The sequence below is a fragment of the Streptomyces sp. NPDC059443 genome, from assembly GCF_042750105.1.
GTDB lineage: Bacteria > Actinomycetota > Actinomycetes > Streptomycetales > Streptomycetaceae > Streptomyces.
Genome location: NZ_JBHYVM010000007.1, coordinates 243,406 through 263,057, shown reverse-complemented (window position 1 = coordinate 263,057; position 19,652 = coordinate 243,406). Strand labels below are relative to the sequence as shown.

General features: G+C 71.7%; 18 protein-coding genes and 1 tRNA gene. 6 read left to right on the top strand and 13 right to left on the bottom strand.

Annotated features, from left to right (window positions below):
* Nucleotides 1-161: 161 nt before the first annotated feature.
* From ACFXDJ_RS09905 to ACFXDJ_RS09890, 4 genes are all read right to left on the bottom strand, one after another.
* On the bottom strand, nucleotides 162-326 hold the full coding sequence (locus ACFXDJ_RS09905; RefSeq protein ID WP_384658911.1) for a hypothetical protein: 165 nt from the start codon (nucleotides 324-326) through the stop codon (nucleotides 162-164).
* A 78-nt stretch (nucleotides 327-404) separates the two neighbouring features.
* Nucleotides 405-1,289, bottom strand: a complete 885-nt coding sequence (locus ACFXDJ_RS09900) for an SDR family oxidoreductase (RefSeq protein WP_384658908.1) — start codon at nucleotides 1,287-1,289, stop codon at nucleotides 405-407.
* Nucleotides 1,286-2,212 (bottom strand): alpha/beta fold hydrolase, encoded by a 927-nt coding sequence (locus ACFXDJ_RS09895; protein WP_384658905.1) that lies wholly within the window; start codon nucleotides 2,210-2,212, stop codon nucleotides 1,286-1,288. The genes ACFXDJ_RS09900 and ACFXDJ_RS09895 overlap by 4 nt, the downstream gene beginning before the upstream one ends.
* A complete protein-coding gene (locus tag ACFXDJ_RS09890; protein ID WP_384848721.1) occupies nucleotides 2,209-3,834 on the bottom strand; it encodes a flavin-containing monooxygenase in 1,626 nt (541 codons plus the stop codon). Before ACFXDJ_RS09890 ends, ACFXDJ_RS09895 begins: the two co-directional genes overlap by 4 nt.
* 217 nt (nucleotides 3,835-4,051) lie before the next feature.
* Here ACFXDJ_RS09890 and ACFXDJ_RS09885 point away from each other — a divergent pair, with 217 nt between their 5' ends.
* Complete coding sequence (locus ACFXDJ_RS09885) at nucleotides 4,052-4,759, top strand: MerR family transcriptional regulator (protein WP_384658902.1); 708 nt, start codon at nucleotides 4,052-4,054, stop codon at nucleotides 4,757-4,759.
* On the opposite strand, the gene ACFXDJ_RS09880 is transcribed toward ACFXDJ_RS09885, so the two are convergent.
* A complete protein-coding gene (locus tag ACFXDJ_RS09880) occupies nucleotides 4,741-5,544 on the bottom strand; it encodes an exodeoxyribonuclease III (RefSeq protein ID WP_384848695.1) in 804 nt (267 codons plus the stop codon). The two genes, ACFXDJ_RS09885 and ACFXDJ_RS09880, sit on opposite strands and share 19 nt — an antisense overlap.
* 38 nt (nucleotides 5,545-5,582) lie before the next feature.
* Between ACFXDJ_RS09880 and ACFXDJ_RS09875 the strand changes: the two genes are divergently transcribed.
* Both ACFXDJ_RS09875 and ACFXDJ_RS09870 read left to right on the top strand, forming a co-directional pair.
* Nucleotides 5,583-6,083 (top strand): GNAT family N-acetyltransferase, encoded by a 501-nt coding sequence (locus ACFXDJ_RS09875; protein WP_384848692.1) that lies wholly within the window; start codon nucleotides 5,583-5,585, stop codon nucleotides 6,081-6,083.
* A 50-nt stretch (nucleotides 6,084-6,133) separates the two neighbouring features.
* Nucleotides 6,134-6,865 carry a hypothetical protein gene (locus ACFXDJ_RS09870; RefSeq protein WP_384848689.1) on the top strand — a complete coding sequence of 244 codons (732 nt, stop codon included), beginning with the start codon at nucleotides 6,134-6,136 and terminating at the stop codon, nucleotides 6,863-6,865.
* Between the two features lie 138 nt (nucleotides 6,866-7,003).
* On the opposite strand, the gene ACFXDJ_RS09865 is transcribed toward ACFXDJ_RS09870, so the two are convergent.
* The 7 genes from ACFXDJ_RS09865 to galU form a co-directional block, all read right to left on the bottom strand.
* Nucleotides 7,004-7,077 (bottom strand) — tRNA-Ala (locus ACFXDJ_RS09865).
* Between the two features lie 84 nt (nucleotides 7,078-7,161).
* Nucleotides 7,162-8,178 carry a hypothetical protein gene (locus ACFXDJ_RS09860; RefSeq protein ID WP_384848686.1) on the bottom strand — a complete coding sequence of 339 codons (1,017 nt, stop codon included), beginning with the start codon at nucleotides 8,176-8,178 and terminating at the stop codon, nucleotides 7,162-7,164.
* Nucleotides 8,179-8,347: 169 nt separating this feature from the next.
* Entirely contained in the window at nucleotides 8,348-8,968 is a 621-nt protein-coding gene (locus ACFXDJ_RS09855) for a GNAT family N-acetyltransferase (RefSeq protein WP_384653889.1), read from the bottom strand.
* 17 nt (nucleotides 8,969-8,985) lie between these two features.
* A complete protein-coding gene (locus ACFXDJ_RS09850) occupies nucleotides 8,986-9,591 on the bottom strand; it encodes a molybdenum cofactor biosynthesis protein B (RefSeq protein ID WP_384848683.1) in 606 nt (201 codons plus the stop codon).
* Entirely contained in the window at nucleotides 9,588-10,124 is a 537-nt protein-coding gene (gene moaC / locus ACFXDJ_RS09845; RefSeq protein ID WP_384653893.1) for a cyclic pyranopterin monophosphate synthase MoaC, read from the bottom strand. Before moaC ends, ACFXDJ_RS09850 begins: the two co-directional genes overlap by 4 nt.
* A 73-nt stretch (nucleotides 10,125-10,197) precedes the next feature.
* Nucleotides 10,198-11,538: a gephyrin-like molybdotransferase Glp gene (gene glp / locus ACFXDJ_RS09840; protein ID WP_384653895.1), complete on the bottom strand. Its 1,341-nt coding sequence runs from the start codon at nucleotides 11,536-11,538 to the stop codon at nucleotides 10,198-10,200.
* Nucleotides 11,539-11,542: 4 nt separating this feature from the next.
* Complete coding sequence (galU, locus tag ACFXDJ_RS09835) at nucleotides 11,543-12,445, bottom strand: UTP--glucose-1-phosphate uridylyltransferase GalU (RefSeq protein ID WP_384848680.1); 903 nt, start codon at nucleotides 12,443-12,445, stop codon at nucleotides 11,543-11,545.
* A gap of 91 nt (nucleotides 12,446-12,536) precedes the next feature.
* On the opposite strand from galU, the gene ACFXDJ_RS09830 reads away from it, so the two are divergent.
* Nucleotides 12,537-13,187: a 5-formyltetrahydrofolate cyclo-ligase gene (locus ACFXDJ_RS09830; RefSeq protein ID WP_384653899.1), complete on the top strand. Its 651-nt coding sequence runs from the start codon at nucleotides 12,537-12,539 to the stop codon at nucleotides 13,185-13,187.
* A 42-nt stretch (nucleotides 13,188-13,229) separates the two neighbouring features.
* On the opposite strand, the gene ACFXDJ_RS09825 is transcribed toward ACFXDJ_RS09830, so the two are convergent.
* Nucleotides 13,230-16,091 carry a penicillin acylase family protein gene (locus ACFXDJ_RS09825; RefSeq protein ID WP_384653900.1) on the bottom strand — a complete coding sequence of 954 codons (2,862 nt, stop codon included), beginning with the start codon at nucleotides 16,089-16,091 and terminating at the stop codon, nucleotides 13,230-13,232.
* Nucleotides 16,092-16,281: 190 nt separating this feature from the next.
* On the opposite strand from ACFXDJ_RS09825, the gene ACFXDJ_RS09820 reads away from it, so the two are divergent.
* Entirely contained in the window at nucleotides 16,282-17,868 is a 1,587-nt protein-coding gene (locus ACFXDJ_RS09820; RefSeq protein ID WP_384848677.1) for a potassium/proton antiporter, read from the top strand.
* A 366-nt stretch (nucleotides 17,869-18,234) separates the two neighbouring features.
* Nucleotides 18,235-19,590: an MFS transporter gene (locus ACFXDJ_RS09815; RefSeq protein WP_384653904.1), complete on the top strand. Its 1,356-nt coding sequence runs from the start codon at nucleotides 18,235-18,237 to the stop codon at nucleotides 19,588-19,590.
* The last annotated feature ends 62 nt before the right edge of the window (nucleotides 19,591-19,652 follow it).

Sequence of the window (19,652 nt, the reverse complement as noted above, 5' to 3'; positions counted from 1 at the left end):
GGGGGGCCCCCCCCGCCACCCCCGCCGCCGCCGGGGGGGGGGGCGCCCGGGGCGGCGCCCCGCGGGCGGGGGGGGCGGGGGGGGGGGGGCGCCCGGGGGGGGGGGGGGGCCCCCCCCCCTCGGCGCGCTACTCGTTACTCGCTACTCGCTACTACAAAGACCTACTTGTCGAAATTCTCGTCGAACGTGTCGCGGGCCTTGTCCTTGACCTGGTCGGCCGCCTGCGACGCCCGCTCGGACGCCTCGTCCTGCTTGCCCGCGGCCGCGGCCTTCGCCTTCTCCGCGAGGTTCTTCGCCTTGTCCTGGAACTGGTCCTTGATGCCCATGCTTGTTCACTCCTAGAGGGGTGTGCGGGTATGAGGCCTCGACCAGGCTTACATAACCCGACATTCCTCGCATTACGATCAGCTGCTCCGGGTGCGCTCCTGCTCGTCCGCGGCCCCGCCGGCCCCGACAAGCCCCTTGGAAACACTGGCCAGTCGCGGTTCGAACCGCTTCATCTCGCGCTGTCCGACTGACGAGATGATCCCGGGCAGGTAGCCGCGGACCCCCTGCATGCCGCGGAGCCACCACTGTGCGTACACGTGCGCCGAGCGCCGCTCGATGCCCGCCACGATCCGGTCGACGGCCGGCCCCAGCGGGTAGGTCTGGTTCGACGGCCACGGCAGCCGCTGGCGCAGCTCGCGCATGACCTCGTCCCGGTCCGCGCCGCGCACCATGTCGGTGTCGGTCCAGGACAGGTAGCCGACGCCGACCTTGACCCCCTTGTACCCGACCTCGGCGCGCAGGCAGTGGGCGAAGGCCTCGACGCCCGACTTGGAGGCGCAGTACGCCGTCATCATGGGCGCCGGGGTGATCGCGGCGAGCGAGGCGATCTGGAGGAAGTAGCCGCGGCTCTCCATCAGCACGGGCAGGAAGGCGCGGGCGGTGACGGCGCCGCCGATGAGGTTGACCTCGATGACCCGGCGCCAGGCGTCGGGGTCGGAGTCCACGAACGGCCCGCCGGACGCGACCCCCGCGTTGGCGACGACGATGTCCACCTTGCCGAAGCGCTGCTTGACCTCCTGCGCGACCCGGGCCATGGCCTCGTGGTCGGTGACGTCGGCGTACCAGTGGTCGCTCTCGGTGTGCAGCCGCTCGGAGACCTCCTTGAGGGCCTCGGGCTCCAGCCCCACCAACGCCACCTTCGCACCGCGCGCCGACAGCTTGCGGGCCAGCAGCTCGCCGACCCCGCGCGCCGCGCCGGTGACTACGGCCACCTGACCTTCCAGACTCCTGCGAGCACTCACGGCGTCTTCTCCTTCTGCGGGGTGGGGAGGTACAGGGCGGCCAGCTCGCGCACCGCGTTGGTGACGGCTTCCGGCGCCTCGATCGGGGTCATGTGCCCCATCCCGGTCAGCTCGGTCAGTCCCACGCAGTTCGGCAGCGCGGCGGCCAGCCCCCGGGCGTGCACGATCGGCGTCAGCCGGTCGCTCTTGCCGCCGATGACGGCGGTGGGCACGGTCAGCTCGGCCAGGTTCGCGTCGAGGTCCAGCCCGGCCAGCACCTCGGACCAGGCGTGGCGCACCTTCGTGGGGCAGGCGTGGACGATGCGGGCGCAGGCCTCGACCTTGTCGGGCGCCGAGCCGGGGCCCATCGTGGCGTACTTCAGCACCATGCGGGCCACGGGGGTGACGGGCCCGAGCGGCGCCCGGGATCCGAGGACCGCCCCGGTGATACGGGTCCTCGCGCGGCCGGGCCTCAGCGGCAGGACCAGCGACTCCTCGACGAGACGGCCGCTGCCGGTGCTGCACAGCAGCGCGGCCGCGGCGTGCTCGGCGAACTCCGGCCGGCCGGCGGCCGCCATGACGGTCATCCCGCCCATGGAGTGGCCCGCGACCACGGCCTTCTCGCCGGGGGCGAGCGTGGCCTTCAGGACGGCGACCAGGTCGTCGGCGAGGGCGCCAGTGCCGTATCCGGCACCGGCGGGGCTACGCCCGTGGCCGCGCTGGTCGTAGGCGATGACCCGGTGGCCGCCCGCCAGCGCCCGTATCTGTGCGGCCCAGAAGGCGGTGGAACAGGTCCACCCGTGCGCGAGCACCACAGCCGGAGCCCCCTCCTCCCCGTGCACCTCCACGTGCAACCGGGCCCCGTCGGCGGACGTCACCACCAGCTCGCGCCGCGCGACGGGCGGGGCGTAGGGCCCGGCGGTCACATGCATCAGCCGACTCACGCGGCATCCCCCTCGGTGGCCGCCTTCGCCACTCCAGCCCCGCCAAATCCAGCCTCGCCGGCGTTTGAGGCGCGGGGGCCCGGGGGCAGAGCCCCCGGCAACGGCGCCGCACCCGCAGAGCCGACGGCGGCCACCGGCACCCTCTCGCGTTCCCGATGGCGTACGACCTCGTACTCGCTCAGGTCCACGCCCAGCGTCTCCCGCCGGAACTCCCCCGTGGTCCCCGGCCACACGGTCGTGTTCCGCCCCTGCGCGTCGAGGTACCAGCTGGTGCAGCCCCCGGTGTTCCACACCGTCCGCTCCATCCGCGTCTGGACCGACCGGTTCCACGCGTTCACGGCCGACGGCCGGGCGGCGAGCGCGACCCGCCCTCCCAACACGTCCAGCTGCCGCAGGTAATCCGCCATGTAGTTCAGCTGCGACTCGATCATCAGGATCATCGAGCTGTTCCCGAGCCCGGTGTTCGGCCCGATGATCGTCATCCAGTTCGGGAAGCCCGCCGCGGTGGCCCCGCGCAGCGACTGCATCCCGTCCTTCCACACCTCCGCGAGGGTCTTCCCCTCCGCGCCCACCACCCGGTCCGCGATCGGCATGTCCGTGACATGGAAGCCGGTGCCGAAGACGATCGCGTCGGCCTCGGTCTCGGTCCCGTCGGCGGCGACCAGCACGGAGCCCCGGATCTCCTTCAGCCCGGAGGCGACGAGGTCCACGTTGGGCCGGGCGAGCGCCGGGTAGTACTCACTCGACAGCAGGATCCGCTTGCACCCGATCCGGTACGAGGGCGTCAGCTTGGCCCGCAGCTCCGGGTCCTTGATCGAGCGAGCCATGTTCGCCTTCGCCAGCGACTCGATGAGCCCGAGCTGGTTCGGCCGCTTGGTGAAGGCGCTGACCTGGAGCTCGCGGATCCCCCACAGCAGCCCGCGGCGCGCCGCCCGGGTGAAGGGCAGCTGGCGGTGGAGCCAGCGCTCGACGGCGGTGATCGCCCGGTCGGTGCGCGGCATCACCCACGGCGGGGTCCGCTGGAACAGCGTCAGCCGCTCGACGTCGGGCGCGATGGCGGGGACGATCTGGATGGCGGAGGCGCCCGTACCGATCATGGCGACGCGCTTGCCGCGCAGGTCGTAGCCGTGGTCCCAGCGGGCGGAGTGGAAGACCTTGCCGGGGAAGCCGGCGAGCCCGGGGATCTCCGGCATCTTCGGGTCGGACAGCGGCCCGGTGGCGGAGACGACCACGTCGGCGGTGAACTCCCCGCCCGAGGTCTCGATCTCCCACCGCATCCCGTCGGCGTCCCAGCGCGCCATCCGGACCTCGTGGTTCAGCCGGATGTGGCGGCGCAGTCCGAAGGTGTCGGCCACGTGCTCCAGGTACTCCCGGATGGCGGGCTGTCCGGAGAAGGTCCGCGGCCAGTCGGGATTGGGCGCGAAGGAGAACGAATAGAGATGGGAAGGGACGTCGCAGGCGCACCCGGGGTAGTTGTTGTCGCGCCAGGTGCCGCCGACGGAGTCCGCGCGCTCCAGGACGACGAAGTCGGTGATCCCCTCCCGCCGCAGCCGCACGGCGGCGCCCAGCCCGCCGAACCCGGAGCCGATCACCGCCACTCGTACGTGCTCGCGCCCGTCCATGCCACCGCCCATGCCCGCCGCCTTCGGATGCCAACGCTGCCAGCAATCACTGGCACAATCGGGAGAGTAGAGCAGCCCCGTACCCATGGGTAGGGGTCGCGCCAGGAAAGTTACTGCGGGTACGGCCTAGGCTGCGCAGGTGCCGGACACCGCGACGCAGGACGCAGCGCCAACAGCAGCGCAAGCAGCAGCGCAACCAACGGAAGCAAGGAACACAGTGCGCGAATACCGCACGGAGGAGCTGGCCGAGGCCGCCGGCATCCCCGTACGCACCCTGCGCTTCTACCGGGAGCGCAAGCTCCTGCCGCCGCCCCGCCGCGAGGGCCGCCTCGCCTGGTACGACGACCACCACCTGGCCCGGCTGCGCACCATCGCCGCCCTGCTGGAGCGCGGCCACACCCTCGGCGGCATAGCCGAGCTGACCGTCGCCTTCGAGAAGGGCCGCGACGTCGGCCAGCTCGGCGAGCTGCTCGGCATCGGCTGGTCGCAGGAGACCCCGGTCCGGCTGTCGCCCGAGGCCCTCGCCGACTACTTCGAGGGCGAGGTCACCCCGGAGAACCTGGCGGCCTCGCTCGACCTCGGCTACCTGGCCACCGACGGCGAGGAGATCATCCACGTCAGCCGCCGACTGCTGGACGTCTCCTCGGCGCTGGTCCGCGAGGGCGTACCGCTGTCCGCCGTCCTGGAGGCGGGCCGCCGGGTGCGCGAGCACGCGGAGGCGATGGCGGTGCTGTTCGCCGAGCTCATCTCCACGCACATCTCCGAGGAAGCGGTCCCGCGCCTGCGCCCCCTGGCGAAGAGCGTGGTCGAGGCCGAACTCACGATGGCGATGGACCGCCTGCGCCCGCCGTCACCGGCGGCGGACCGGGCCCCCGACGGGGCCCAGGCCCCGGCTCCCGGACCGGCTCAGGACCCGAGCTCGTAGACCACGGTCACCGGCGCGTGGTCGGACCAGCGCTCGGGGTGCGTCTCGGCCCGCTCCACGAAGGCCTTCACGGCCTTGCCCGCCAGCCCCGGCGTCGCGACGTGGAGGTCGATCCGCCAGCCGGCGTCGTTGTCGAAGGCCCGCCCGCGGTAGGACCACCAGGAGTACGGCCCCTCGGTGTCGGGGTGCAGGGCGCGCACGACGTCCACGTACCCCGCGGTGTCGTACACCTCACCGAGCCACTCGCGCTCCTCGGGCAGGAAGCCGGCGTTCTTCCGGTTGGTCTTCCAATTCTTCAGGTCGGCTTCCTGGTGGCAGATGTTCCAGTCACCGCAGACCACGACCTCCCGGCCGTCCGCGGCGGCCCGCACCTTGAGCTCCGCGAGGTAGGTGAGGAACTCGCCCATGAACCGGTACTTCTCGTCCTGCTTCTCGGTCCCTGCCTCCCCGGAGGGCAGGTAGAGACTGGCCACGGTCACACCGGGCAGGTCGATCTCCAGGTACCGCCCGGAGTCGTCGAACTCCTCGCTCCCGAATCCGACCTGCACCCGCTCCGGCTCCCGGCGCGTGTACACCGCGACCCCGGCCCGCCCCTTGGCGGCGGCCGGCGCGAACACGGTGTGCCACCCCTCGGGTGCCCGCACCTCCTCCGGAATCTGCCCCTCCTCGGCCCGCACTTCCTGCAGGCAGACGACGTCGGCGTCCGACCCGGCGAGCCACGGGGAGAAGCCCTTCTTGGCGGCGGCGCGGATCCCATTCACATTCACGGAGGTCACAGTGAGCATCCCTGCACGATAGCCCGAGCGTTCCGTAGGCTGTTCGGATGTCTCAGGAGATCCAGCTCCGCGCCGTGTCGTACGACCACCCGGACGCGGTCAAGCTCAACGACCAAGTGCAGATCGAATACCAGGAGCGCTACGACGGCGAGGGCGATGTCACATTCCTCGACCCGGCGATGTTCGCCCCGCCGAACGGCCTCTACCTCCTCGCCTACGACGCCTCGGGCACCCCGATAGCCAGCGGCGGCTGGCGCGGGCACGAGGCGAACGACGAGGGCTACGCGGACGGCGACGCCGAGCTGAAGCGCATGTACGTGATCCCCGAGGCCCGCGGCCTGGGCCTGGCCCGCCGCATCCTGGCCGCCCTCGAAGCCGACGCCCGCGCGGCGGGCCGCCTGCGCATGGTCCTGGAAACCGGTGACCAGCAGCCGGAGGCCATCGCCCTCTACCTCTCCGAGGGCTACACCCTGGCGGCCGCCAAGTTCGGCCACTACCGCTTCCACGACTCCAGCCGCTGCATGACCAAGCCCCTCCTCCCCGCCTGACGCGATCCGTCCACGCCCACCGTGGCGAACCCCGAAACCGGATGAGGTAAATGAGCAGCGAGGATTCCGGGGCGCGGCAGTGGCCGGGCTACCGCTCGAAGCCGTCCTGCGAGCCCGGCCGGAGCCTGGTCTTCCCCGCCCCGGTCCCCGCGGAGCTTCGGGCGCTCGGGCAAGAGGTCCGGGCGGCCGACTGGCCGGTGCGGCTGGGCTTCCGCGCCTCGCGGATCGCCCTGCTGGGCACCCTCTGCCGCTGGCAGACCCTGCGCGCGCTGGCCTACGTACACCTCCTGGCCGCCCGCCCCGCGCAGGCCACGGGGCTGCTCGACGACCTCCGGGTGGCCCCGGGCCCGCAGACGGCCGCGGACCCGTCCCTCCCCGAACTCCTGGCGCGCCTGCGGCACTACGCCCTGGCCCTCCCTCCGGACCTCGTGGACGCGGTCGTCAGCGACGCCGGCGGCCTCCTCGCGGACAACCGCTTCGCCGCGTCGGTCCTGTCCGCCGGCCTCACCGCCGACTCCCTCCCCACCGACACGGACGAGGCGGTCTCCCGCGCGGTGGTGCTCACCAGCTACTGGTACGAGACCCCGGACCAGCGCGGCGCCCTCGCCCTGGCGTGGAGCGCCGCCCTGTTCGTCCGCTCCTGGCTCGGCTGGTCGGCCCACTTCACCTACGGCGACCCGGCGGGCGGCATCGGCATCACCACGGACCCCCGCCCCACCCGCCCGTCCCCGTCCACCCTCCCGCCCTGGGCGGCCCCCCTGCTGGACCGGGCGGCCGGATAACCGCCGAGGCATGCGCCCGCGACCACTCGACCGGTGGGCGGGGCAGGGAAGTTGGGAAACGACGAAGATCCCGCCCGATCTTTCGATCGGACGGGATCTCGTCACCGTTCTCGGGAGCAACCCGTGAACTGTCGTTTGTGGACCTGTGGGGATTTGAACCCCAGACCCCCTCGATGCGAACGAGGTGCGCTACCAGACTGCGCCACAGGCCCTTGCGACGTGTGAAACATTAGCATCCCCTCGCGGGTGCTCCAAAACCGGTATCGGGGAGCGTCCGCGCAGGTCATCGATCTCGGTCATTCGTTCGCGGCGCGCGGGCGCTCGTCGCCCTCGTACTGGTCGAACAGCGGTGTGCGCGCCGCGTCGCGGGCGCGCGGGCGGGACTGCTGGGGGGCTGCGGGCTGGGCGCGCAGGCGGGGTTCCGTCGGCTCGGCCGTGCTGGAGCGGGTCGCGCTCCAGGAGTCCGGGGTCGCGGGGCCGCCGGTGGCGCGGGGGGCGACCGGGGCCGTCACGTACGTCGGCAGCGGGACCGGTACGGGCTCCCAGCTGTCACCGCGGGCCGGGCCGCGCTCGCGCTCGCGCTGCTGGTCCACCCATTCGGCGTGGTCGGTCTGCTCGACCAGGGCGCGCCGGCCGGCCTCCTGCGGGGAGACGGGTGGCGCGGGGTCCGGGTCGGAGCCCGCCGCCGCCTCGGGCTCACGGCGGCGGGGCCGGTTCTCGCGGAGCCGCCGGGCGGCCGCTTCGGCGCGCCGCCGGTCCATGGTGAACTCGTAGCGCCGCCGCTCCTGGACCCGCAGGTGCACGATGTACGTGCTCAGCAGCAGGGCGGGGACGGCGGGGGCCCACAGGTACTGGAGCCCGCCGACGGCGGCGACGACCGCGCCGAGGGTGAAGATCAGGAAGAGGAGCGCCGTGGTGCGCCGGCGGCGGGCCAGGACGACGAGGCGCTGCTCGCGGCGGGCCCGCTCGGCGCGGTCGGCCCGCTCGGAGGCGGCCGATCTCGGCTCGGCGCGGGTCGGCGGGGGCACGACGACGGCCCGGGCGTCGTCGACGTCCACGGAATTCACCGTTTCGGTCGCCGCGTCCGGGTCCGCGGGGGGCTGGGATCCCGCCTCCTCGTCACCGCGCTCACGCAGTCCCTTGGCGTAACGGCGCTCCATTCCCGCCCGGCCGGAAAGCAGCCGGATGGCGGTGGAGAAGCGTTCCGTCGGACGGGCTTCGTTCAGCTCGTCCTGCCTCCGGAGCCACATGGGCACCAAGTAGGCGGCCCAGGCCCCGACGATGACTGCATAGATGAGGCCGCTGCTGCTCACACCCCACACCGTAGAGGGGTACGGCCGGGGGCATCCGCCAATTGGGACGGCGTGTCGCGCGATCTCGCTGATATCACGGACTTTTTTTGTGATTCTTCGGATCAGGTTATGGGCGAATCGGTCACCGCTCGAAAGAATTCGAACAGATATCTGATTTCCGGGATTTCCGTTAAACCTGCGACGTAGGTCCGTGACCGTGCGGATGGTGCTCCCGGTGCCAGCGGTGCAGCAGCCCCTCCCGCACCTCCTCCACCGTCAGCGCGTACACGAGGTGGTCCCGCCACGCGCCGTCGATGTGCAGATAGCGCGGCCTCAGCCCTTCCTCGCGGAAACCGAGCTTCTCCACCACCCGCCGGCTCGGACCGTTCTCCGGACGGATGCAGACCTCGATCCGGTGCAGCCCGACCTTCGCGAAACAGTGGTCCACCGCGAGCGCGACCGCCGTGGGCATCACCCCGCGGCCCGCCACCTCGCGGTCCACCCAGTAGCCGACGTGGCCCGCGCACATCGAGCCCCAGGTGATCCCGGCGACCGTCAGCTGGCCCACCAGGCGCCCCTGGTACTCGATGACGAAGGGCAGCATGCGCCCCGCGTTCGCCTCCGCCCGCAGATGGCGGACCATCTGGCGGTACGTCGGCCGCTGGACCACCGGTCCCCAGGGCGCGGGCGGCGGAATCGTCGCCTCCCACGGGCGCAGCCAGTCGCGGTTGCGCCGGTTGACCTCGCGCCAGGCGGCCTGGTCCCGCAGCTTTATCGGCCGGAGCGTGACATCGCCGTCCGCCAGCACCACCGGCCAGGAGGGGCCGTTCAGCTCGTGCTCCCGGAAGGTCTGCCGGTGCCGGGGGGCGCCGGATGGTCGCCGCCCCGGATCTGGTCGACGGCGTGGAGCAGCATCCGGGACAGGACCGCGATCCCGTCGCGGACCCCGCCCGTGGAACCCGGCAGGTTCACGATCAGGGTGCGGCCCGCCACGCCCGCGAGGCCACGCGACAGCGCCGCGGTCGGCACCTTCGCCAGCGACTCGGCGCGAACGGCCTGCGGGATGCCCGGGATCTCGTAGTCCAGCACCCGGGCGGTGGCGTCCGGGGTCCGGTCGGTCGGCGAGATGCCGGTGCCGCCGGTGGTGAGGATGACGTCGTACCCGGCGGCCACTCCCTCGCGCAGGGCCGCCTCGACGGGGTCCCCGTCGGGAACCACGCGCGGACCGTCCACCGCGAAGCCGAGCGAGCGCAGCCCCTCGGCGAGCACCGGGCCGCCCCGGTCCTCGTACACGCCCGCGGAGGCCCGGTTCGAGGCAGTGACCACCAGCGCGCGCAGCTCGGGCCTGGCCGCCGGTGCCGGTGCCGGCGGGACGGAAGCGGACTCGGGCCCGTGGCTGTGGCTGTGGACCTCGCCGCCGCGCGGGGCGTTCACGAGCGCGCCCAGTCGCCGGACTTGCCGCCCGTCTTCTCCTCGACCCGCACGTCCGTGATGACCGCGCCCTTGTCGACGGCCTTCACCATGTCGATGACGGTGAGCCCGGCGACCGCGACGGCGGTCAGCGCCTCCATCTCGACACCCGTCCGGTCGGCCGTCTTGACGGTCGCGAGGATCTCGACGGCGTCGTCGGTGACCGTCAGGTCCACCTTCACGCCGGAGACCGCCAGCGGGTGGCACAGCGGGATCAGGTCGGGGGTCTTCTTCGCGCCCATGATCCCGGCGATCCGCGCGGTGGCGAGAGCATCCCCCTTGGGCACGCCCTCGCCGCGCAGCAGCTCGATCACCCGCGGGGAGACGAGCACGCGTCCGCTGGCCCGTGCCGTCCGCGTGGTGACGGCCTTCTCCGAGACGTCGACCATCCGAGCCGCGCCGGCCTCGTCGATGTGCGTCAGCTTGGTGCCACCGGCGCCGTTGGCGCCGCTCTGCTCAGGGGGTCCGGGGGTTTCCCCCCGGGAGATCGCTGCCATAAGTGCGTGCCGCTCCCGTCCGGGCCCCGCAAGGGCCTGTGTGGTGCAACACGCTACCCGCATCCGCCGGACCTCAGCCGAGCAGGACCACTTCGAGCTCGGCCCCGGGCTCCACCGAGGTGACGTCCTCCGGTACGACCATCAGGGAGTCGGCGTGTGCCAGCGCGGCGATCAGGTGCGAGCCCGATCCGCCGACCGGGCTGACCGTGCCGCTCCGGGCGTCGTACTTGCCGCGCAGGAACTGCCGGCGGCCGGCCGGGGAGCCGAGCGCCTTGTCGGCCTTCAGGACCGCGCGCACGCTCGGCCGGCTGACCTCGGAGGCCGGCAGGCCCATGAGGGCGCGGATCGCGGGGCGCACGAACAGCTCGAAGGAGACGTACGAGGACACCGGGTTGCCGGGCAGGGCCAGCAGGGGGGTGTGGTCGGGGCCGATGGTGCCGAAGCCCTGGGGCTTGCCGGGCTGCATGGCGAGCTTGCGGAAGTCGATCCCGGCGCCGTCCACCCCCTCCTCCCCGGTGGAGACGGCCGTGAGGGCCTCCTTGACCACGTCGTACGCGCCGACGCTGACCCCGCCCGTGGTGACCAGGAGGTCGGCCCGGATGAGCTGGTCCTCGATCGTGGAGCGCAGGGTCTCGGCGTCGTCGGCCACGGCGCCGACGCGGTAGGCGATGGCGCCGGCGTCCCGCGCGGCGGCGGCCAGCGCGAAGCTGTTGGAGTCGTAGATCGTGCCGGCCGTCAGCGCCTCGCCGGGCTGGACCAGCTCGCTGCCGGTGGACATCACGACGACGCGCGGCCGCGGCCGCACCCGTACGGCGGCGCGCCCGATGGCGGCCAGCAGGGCGATCTGCGGCGGGCCGAGCACGGTGCCCGCGGCGAGCGCGAGGTCCCCGGCCTGGACGTCGCTTCCGCGCGAGCGGACGTGCGCCCGCGCCTCGGCGGCGCGGTGGACCCGTACCTCGCCGGCGGCGCCCTCGGGCGACGCGCTGGCCGGGGTCATACCGGAGGCCGCGCCCCCGCCCGTACCGCCGTCGGTCCACTCGACCGGTACGACGGCTTCGGCGCCGGGCGGCAGCGGGGCGCCGGTCATGATGCGGGCGGCCTGGCCGGGGCCGACGGTCGGCAGGTCTCCGCTGCCGGCCGCCACGTCCCCGATGACCGTCAGCACCGCGGGGAACTCCTCGCTCGCGCCCTGGACATCGGCGGTCCGGACGGCGTAGCCGTCCATCGAGCTGTTGTCGAAGGGCGGGAGGGCGACGGGCACGGTGACGTCCTCGACCAGGACACACCCCTGGGCGTCCAGCAGCTGGAGCTCGATGGGCTCCAGCGGCCGGACGGTGGCGAGGACGTCCGCGAGGTGCTCGTCCACCGACCAGAGGCGTCGGCCAGTGTCCTGCGGTGCGTCGGGCTTGCTCAAGGTGCTACATCTCCTCCGTGACGTAACGGTGAAGCCAGGTGCGGAACTCCGGGCCCAGGTCCTCGCGCTCGCAGGCGAGTCGGACGATGGCCCGCAGGTAGTCCCCGCGGTCCCCGGTGTCGTAGCGGCGGCCCCGGAAGACCACGCCGTGCACCGGGCCTCCGACGGTCTCGTCGGCGGCCAGCTTCTGCAGGGCGTCGGTCAGCTGGATCTCACCGCCGCGGCCCGGCTCGGTCTCCCGCAGTATGCCGAAGATCGCGGGATTGAGGACGTACCGTCCGATCACGGCGAAGTTGCTGGGCGCGTCCGCCGCGTCCGGCTTCTCGACGAGACCCGTGACGCGGACGACCCCGTCCTCGTCGGTGGGCTCGACGGCGGCGCAGCCGTAGAGGTGCACCTGGGAGCGCTCGACCTCCATCAGCGCGACGACGGTGCCGCCGGTGCGCGCCTGGATCTCCACCATCTGACGCAGCAGCGGGTCGCGCGGGTCGATGAGGTCGTCGCCGAGGAGGACCGCGAAGGGCTCCTTGCCGACGTGCGGTTCGGCGCACAGCACGGCGTGGCCGAGGCCTCGCGGATCGCCCTGGCGGACGTAGTGCATGGTGGCCAGGTCGCTGGATTCCTGGACCTTCTTCAGCCGGTCCTCGTCGCCCTTGGCGATGAGCGCCGACTCCAGCTCGTAGTTCCGGTCGAAGTGGTCTTCCAGAGCACGCTTGTTACGCCCCGTGATCATGAGAACGTCGTCCAGGCCCGCCGAAACGGCTTCCTCGACCACGTACTGGATCGCCGGCTTGTCCACGACCGGAAGCATTTCCTTGGGCGTTGCCTTGGTTGCGGGGAGGAACCGAGTACCGAGTCCCGCGGCCGGAATGACCGCCTTCTTGATCACGGGGCGCAACTGAGTCATGGCCGAACGATAGTCGGTTACGGATCGCCTCAGATGAGATTCAGGTGAACATGATCAGGTATGCACCAATGGAAAGGGATACCAGCCAGCCGTGGTAGAGAACCAGCCGCCCGCACCCCCGCCCACCCCGTCTCCGGCGCCCCCGCCCGGCCCCTCGGCCGCCAAATCGGCCCTGCGCCGGGAACTCCTGGCCGCCCGCCGCGCCTTGTCCCCCGACATCCTTCGTACGTCGGCACGCGCACTCTCCCGCTCCGCCTGTGAACTGCCCGAACTGTCCGACGCGCACACGGTGGCGGCGTACGTCTCCATCGGAACCGAACCCGGCACCCGCGAACTGCTCGACGCGCTCCGGGCGGCCGGGAAGCGGGTGCTACTGCCCGTCCTGCTGCCCGACAACGACCTCGACTGGGCCGTGTACGAAGGCCCGGGGAGCCTGGCCGAGGCCGCGCACCCGGGGAAGATGACGCTCCTCGAACCCGCCGGTCCGCGCCTCGGCCCCGACGCGGTGACCGGCGCCGACGCCGTGCTGCTGCCCGGACTGGCCGTGGACCGGCGCGGGATGCGGCTCGGGCGGGGCGGAGGCTCGTACGACCGGGTGCTGGAGCGGCTGGAGCGCGCCGGGGCGGATCCCGCGCTGGTGGTGCTCCTCTACGACCACGAGGTGGTCGCGCGGGTCCCGGAGGAACCGCACGACCACCCCGTGCGGGCGGTGGCCACCCCGTCGGGGGTGGTGCGCTTCTGAGCTGTGCTTCTGAGCTGTGGTTCTGAACCGTGCTTCCGAAAGCTACGGCGTCAGTTGCAGGGTCTCGACCGTGGCCTTGTCCACGGCCTCCTTGCCGAAGGGCCACTCCAGCAGTTCGCCCTTGGCCCACATGGTCGTCTGGTCCGTGTAGTGCGAGTGGTAGGCGTGCCCCGAGGCGCCCGTCAGGTTGATCCAGCGCGACTTGTCGAGGTCGTTGAGGTTCACGACCATCCGCATCGAGGGCACCCAGGTGACCCCGTACCCGCTGGAGGCGTTCCAGCCGGTCGCGTTGACGGTGGCCTCGCCGCCGCCCAGGTTCCACGGACCCCGGTTGAGGAGCCACTGCATGTAGCCGGGGCCCTCGGAGCCGATCGTCTGGTTCTTCAGCATCAGCTGGTGCAGCCGGCCCCAGCTCCAGGTGGACTGGTCCTTGCCGAGCTTGGCGGTCAGCTCCCAGCGGGCGTCGGTCATGGCCCGCGCGAAGAGCTGGTCGCGGCTGGTGGTGGCCGGCTCGTTGCGGCCGGCGGCGGGCGCCTGCCACCACTTCGAGTTCTCGTCCTTGACCAGCCGGCGGACCACCTCGAACCAGCGGTCGCCGCCGTCCGGCTGCGCCGAGTCCGAACCGCGCGTGCCGCACTCGCGGACCATCTTCGCGAGGTCGTCGGCCGGTCCGGTCGACTGCTCGCGGACGTTCATGCAGCTGCCCTCGACGCGCAGCTCCTTCGGCATCTTGTCGCCGAAGGCCAGCTCCAGGATGTTGCGCCAGACCGCGTTGAAGTAGGCGGCGGCCGCCGAGTCGGGCTCCTGGGTGTAGTTCCAGCCCTCCAGCAGCTTCTGCGCGGAGCGGACGTCCGGGTCCGAGACGTCGATCTTGGCCAGCATCGGGGTCAGCAGCGCGGCGATCTCGCTGCTGTTGTCCATCTGCATGGTGCGCATGTCATCGGTGGAGATCTTGCCGCTGTCCTTGATCTTCGCCTCGATGAGGTCGTTGATCCGCTGGCTGCGGGCGCCGTAGCCCCAGTCGGTGGTCAGCAGGTTCGGGTACTTGCCCGCACCGGTGCCGGGCTCGGCGACGGCCTGGTTCGCCGTCACGATGAAGCCGCGGGCCGGGTTGGCGTCGTAGGGCATCTCGTCCTGCGGGATGAAGCCCTTCCAGGCGTACTTCGAGTCCCAGCCGGGCGCCGGCATGCGGCCGTCGCCCGCACCGCGGACCGGGATGCGGCCGGGGGCCTGGTAGCCGATGTTGCCGGTGGCGCCCTTGTTGTCGGCGTAGATCAGGTTCTGGGACGGGACCTCGAAGTCGCGGGCCGCGGCGCGGAAGCCCGCGAAGTCCTTGGCCCGGTCGAGCTTGAAGACCGCGTCCATCGACTTGCCGGGGTCCAGCGCGGTCCAGCGCAGGGCGACCCCGTAGCCGTTGCCGCGGTCGGGGGCGGAGCTGGCGACGGGGGCGCGGGCGCCGGCCGCGGTGATCTCGCTGCTGCGGTCGGAGATCAGCGGGCCGTTGTTGGTGCTGCGGACCGTGATCTTCTTCTCACCGCCGCCCGCGATCTTGATGACCTCTTCGCGGGTGGTGAAGGGGAGCACCTTGTTGTCGTAGACGTAGCCCTCGGGCTTGACCTGCTCCAGGTAGAGGTCGGTGACGTCGGCGCCGAGGTTGGTCATGCCCCAGGCGATGTCGGCGTTGTGGCCGATGACCACGCCGGGCATGCCGGAGAAGGTCTGGCCGGCCACGTCGTACTGGCAGGAGGCCGAGACCGTGCGGCAGTGCAGGCCCATCTGGTACCAGACCGAGGGGAGCTGCGGGGCGAGGTGCGGGTCGTTCGCGAGCAGCGGCTTGCCGGTGGTCGTGTACGTGCCCGAGACGACCCAGGAGTTCGATCCGATGCCGCTGCCGGCCGGGCCGAGGATCGCGGGGATCTGGTCGAGGGTGTCGGCGAGGGCGCTCAGGTGGGTGCGCAGGCCCACGGTCGCACCCTGGGCGGTGGCGTTGCCCGCCAGGCCGGTCGGCTCGGAGGCCGGCTCGGAGGTGTCGCTCCCGCCCGTCCGGAGGGAGGCCTGGGAGCCGGTGGCGCTGCCCTGGCCGCCGGAGCCGTTGGAACCCTTGGAGCCCGTAGAGCTGCCGGAACCCGAGCCGGAACCCGCGGCGGGGACGTACTTCCCGCCCGTGACCGAGCCGCCTTCGACGATCGGCTTGTTCCGGTCGAAGGGGTACGGCGGGTAGAGGTCGTCGATCTGCGCCGGCGAGAGCTTGCCCGTCATCAGCGCGCGGTCGATCTCGTCCTGCATGTTGCCGCGCAGGTCCCACGCCATCGCCTTGAGCCAGGCCACCGAGTCCACCGGGGTCCACTGCTCGGGCTGGTAGTCGTCGCTGAGCTTGAGGGCGGCGTGCTCGACGGAGAGGTCCTTGCCGGACTTCCCCTTGAGGTACGCGTTGACCCCGTCGGCGTAGGCCTGGAGGTTCTTCTTCGTCTCGGGCGAGAGCTTGGTGTCGTACTCCTGCTGCGCGACCTGGCGCCAGCCGAGCGTCCGCAGGAAGGCGTCGGTCTCGACCTGGCCGGCGCCGAACATCTCCGAGAGCCGCCCGGAGGTCATGTGGCGGCGCACGTCCATCTCCCAGAACCTGTCCTGCGCGTGCACGAAGCCCTGCGCGCGGAAGAGGTCCTCGTCGGTGTCGGCGTAGAGCTGCGGGATTCCGTGGGCGTCGCGCTTGACGTCCACGGCCGCGGTCAGGCCGGGGACCTTGAGGGAGCCGGTGGTCTGCGGGAACGAGCCCCGCACACTGTCCAGGGTCCAGTAGCCCCCGTAGCCGAAGCCCGCGAGGAGCCCCAGGACCAGGACGAGCACGATCAGACGGGCGCGTCGTCCCTTCTTCTTGACGGAAGGGGCGGTTTCGTTGGCGGGCATCGCTGTCCTTAGAGGGGCAGGGTGGTCCTGGGAGTGCTGGGAGCAACCATAGGCGCAGGACCGGGTGCGTTGATCCGCCAGGGGTCATGGTCATGAGGACAGGGCCCCGTCGGCGTTTCACAATGTGGTTGTCGAGTAAAGGGCGCGTCAAAGATTAGGTAAGGTAACGAAGTACTTGCCGTCCGTGCCCGTGCCGGAACGATCCGTCATCCCACCCGATGCGATCCTTCGTCCGCCATCGCAGGCACGTCGAGGAAAGGGCCGCCCGCTGACTGTCCACACGCTCAACGAGCTACTGCTGGTCTGCTCGCTCGTGCTGCTCGTCGCCGTCGCGGCGGTACGCATCTCTTCACGCAGCGGCCTCCCCAGCCTGCTCATCTACCTCGGCATAGGCATCGCGATAGGCCAGGACGGCATAGGCAACGTCGTGTTCGACAACGCCGAGCTGACCCAGGTGATCGGCTACGCCGCACTCGTCGTGATCCTCGCCGAGGGTGGTCTGGGCACCAAGTGGAAAGAGATCAAGCCGGCCCTGCCGGCCGCGATCGTGCTGTCGCTGGTCGGCGTCGCCGTCAGCGTGAGCGTGACCGCGGCGGGCGCGCACTACCTGGTCGGACTCGAATGGCGGCAAGCCCTGCTGATCGGCGCGGTCGTCTCCTCGACCGACGCGGCGGCGGTCTTCTCCGTCCTGCGCAAGGTCCCACTCCCCTCCCGGGTGACGGGCGTGCTGGAGGCCGAGTCCGGCTTCAACGACGCCCCCGTGGTCATCCTGGTCGTGGCCTTCGCGGCCGTCGGACCGGTCGACGAGTGGTACGTCCTCATCGGCAAGATCGCCCTGGAGCTGACGATCGGCGCCGCCATCGGCCTGGCCGTGGGCTTCCTGGGCTCGTACGGGCTGCGGCACGTGGCCCTGCCCGCCTCCGGCCTCTACCCGATCGCGGTCATGGCGATCGCCATCACGGCCTACGCGGCCGGCGCGATGGCGCACGGCTCCGGCTTCCTCGCCGTGTACCTGGCGGCGATGGTCCTCGGCAACGCCAAGCTGCCGCACTGGCCGGCCACCCGGGGGTTCGCGGACGGGCTCGGCTGGATCGCCCAGATCGGCATGTTCGTCCTGCTCGGCCTGCTGGTCACCCCGCACGAGCTGGCCGGGGACTTCTGGCCGGCGGTCACCATCGGGCTCGTGCTGACCATGGTGGCGCGGCCGCTGGAGGTCTTCGTCTCGCTGCTGCCGTTCCGGCTGCCCTGGCAGGAGCAGGCCCTGATGTCCTGGGCGGGCCTGCGCGGGGCCGTGCCCATCATCCTGGCGACCATCCCCATGGTGACCGGGATCGAGGGCAGCGAGCGCGTCTTCAACATCGTCTTCATCCTGGTCGTCGTCTACACCCTGATCCAGGGTCCGACCCTGCCCTGGCTGGCGGGCAAGCTGAACCTCGGCGACAGCGACGAGACCGCCTCCGACCTGGGGATCGAGTCGGCGCCGCTGGAGAAGCTGCGCGGGCACCTGCTGTCCTTCGCCATCCCGCCGGCCTCGCGCATGCACGGCGTGGAGGTGAGCGAGCTGCGGCTGCCGCCGGGGGCCTCCGTGACGCTGGTCGTACGGGACGCGAAGAGCTTCGTACCGGCTCCGTCGACCGTGCTGCGGCGCGGGGACGAACTGCTGGTGGTGGCCACGGACCCGGTCCGCGACGCGGCGGAGGCGCGGCTTCGGGCGGTGGCCCGGGGCGGCAAGCTGGCGGGTTGGCTGGGGACCGGCGGGAACGGGCCCAAGGGTTAGAGCGGCACTCTAATTCGGCCATCTTCGATGGCGTATGCCCTGATTTACCCCTGTTTAGCCGAGGCCTGAATGCGAAGTTCCAGTTAATCGCAGGTGAAGACACGCCCTGTAGCCCTAATCACAGGGCATGGACGCCGATCCACCTGTACGATAAAGGGACAACACATCGAACCAACTCTGTCTGACGCAGAGCTGGCGCGACCGCAAAGCGGCCGTGGCTCCCTCCCGCAGTGGGTGCCCAGGTATCACTCGGTTCGGCGCAAGAGGACAGCTCTCGGGGCTCCCACATGTACGGGTGCGATCGCTCACAAAGCGGTGCATCGTCCGCAGACGGGGAGTTCTACCAGGCAGCGGAAAGGCCAGGCCGTGACATCCGCGGTCACGACCGAAAAGTCCGCCAAGTCCACCCGACCCGGCTACGGGCAGCTCCTGCGCACGCCCGGCGCCCTCGGCTTCGTTCTCCCGGGATTCGCCGCGCGTCTCCCCTTCGGCATGCTGACGATCAGCATCCTGCTGCTCGTCCAGCACACCACCGGCTCCTACGGCAGCGCCGGCATCGTCGCCGCCGTCACCGGTATCTCCATGGCGCTGTTCGCTCCCGTCATGGGCAAGCTCATCGACCGCCACGGCCAGAGCGCCGTGCTGGTCCCGGTGGCCCTCACGCACGCCACCGCCGTCAGCTCCCTGGCGGCGCTCGCGCTGCTGGGTGCGCCCGTCTGGGCGCTCGCACTGGCGGCCGTCCCCGCCGGTGCATCCGTCCCGCAGGTCGGGCCCATGGTCCGGTCCCGCTGGGCGGCCAAGCTGGAGGGCTCCCCGCTGCTGCCCACGGCCGCCGCGTTCGAGTCCGTCACCGACGAGTTCACCTTCGTCGTCGGCCCGGTGCTCGCCACCGCGCTGTGCACCGGCGTCAACCCGGCCGCCGGCCTGGTCACCGAGGCCGCGCTGACCCTGATCGGCGGCCTGCTCTTCGCCGCCCAGCGCGCCACGCAGCCCAAGCCCGTCGCCCGCCCGGCGAACGGCGAGAAGCACGCCTCGGCCCTGTCGTTCCACGGCCTGCGCGTCCTGATCGTCGCCTTCATCGGCATCGGCGCCGTCTTCGGCGGCATGCAGGTGTCGCTCGCCGCCTTCTCCGAGGAGATCGGCAACCCCGGCGCCAACGGCCTGCTCTACGGCGTCTTCGCCGCGGGCAACATGATCGCCGGCATCGCCTGCGGTGCGATCGCCTGGAAGATCGGCCCCCGCCGCCGCCTGATCCTCGGCTACATCGGCCTCACCGCGGCAGCCTCGGTCCTCTGGGCCGCGAACTCGATGATCCTGCTCGGCGCGCTCGGCCTGGTCGTCGGCCTGTGCATCGCCCCCGCGCTGATCACCGGCTACACCATGATCGAGCAGCTGATCCCGGCCACCTCGCGCACCGAGGCCTTCACCTGGCTCACCGGAGCGGTCGCCTTCGGGCAGGCCGGCGCCGTGACCCTGGCCGGGCGCCTGACGGACGCCCACGGGTCCTCGTACGGCTTCCTCGTGCCGCTGGTGGCCACCGCGCTCGCGCTGACCATCCTGTTGACGCTGCGTGCGAAGCTGGCTCCGAAGGCCCCGAGCCGGATCGTCAGCTCGTCCAAGCCGGCTGCCGCCCAGGCAGCCGCCCCTGCCGCCTCGAAGGCACCCTCCGCGGGTGTGAACGAGCGTGGTCTGGGTCACCGCGTGCCGGTGACGGTGGACTGATCCGCCGGAATACGTCACCATGGAGCGTCGTTAGCACTCATTGAGTGAGAGTGCCAGGAGGA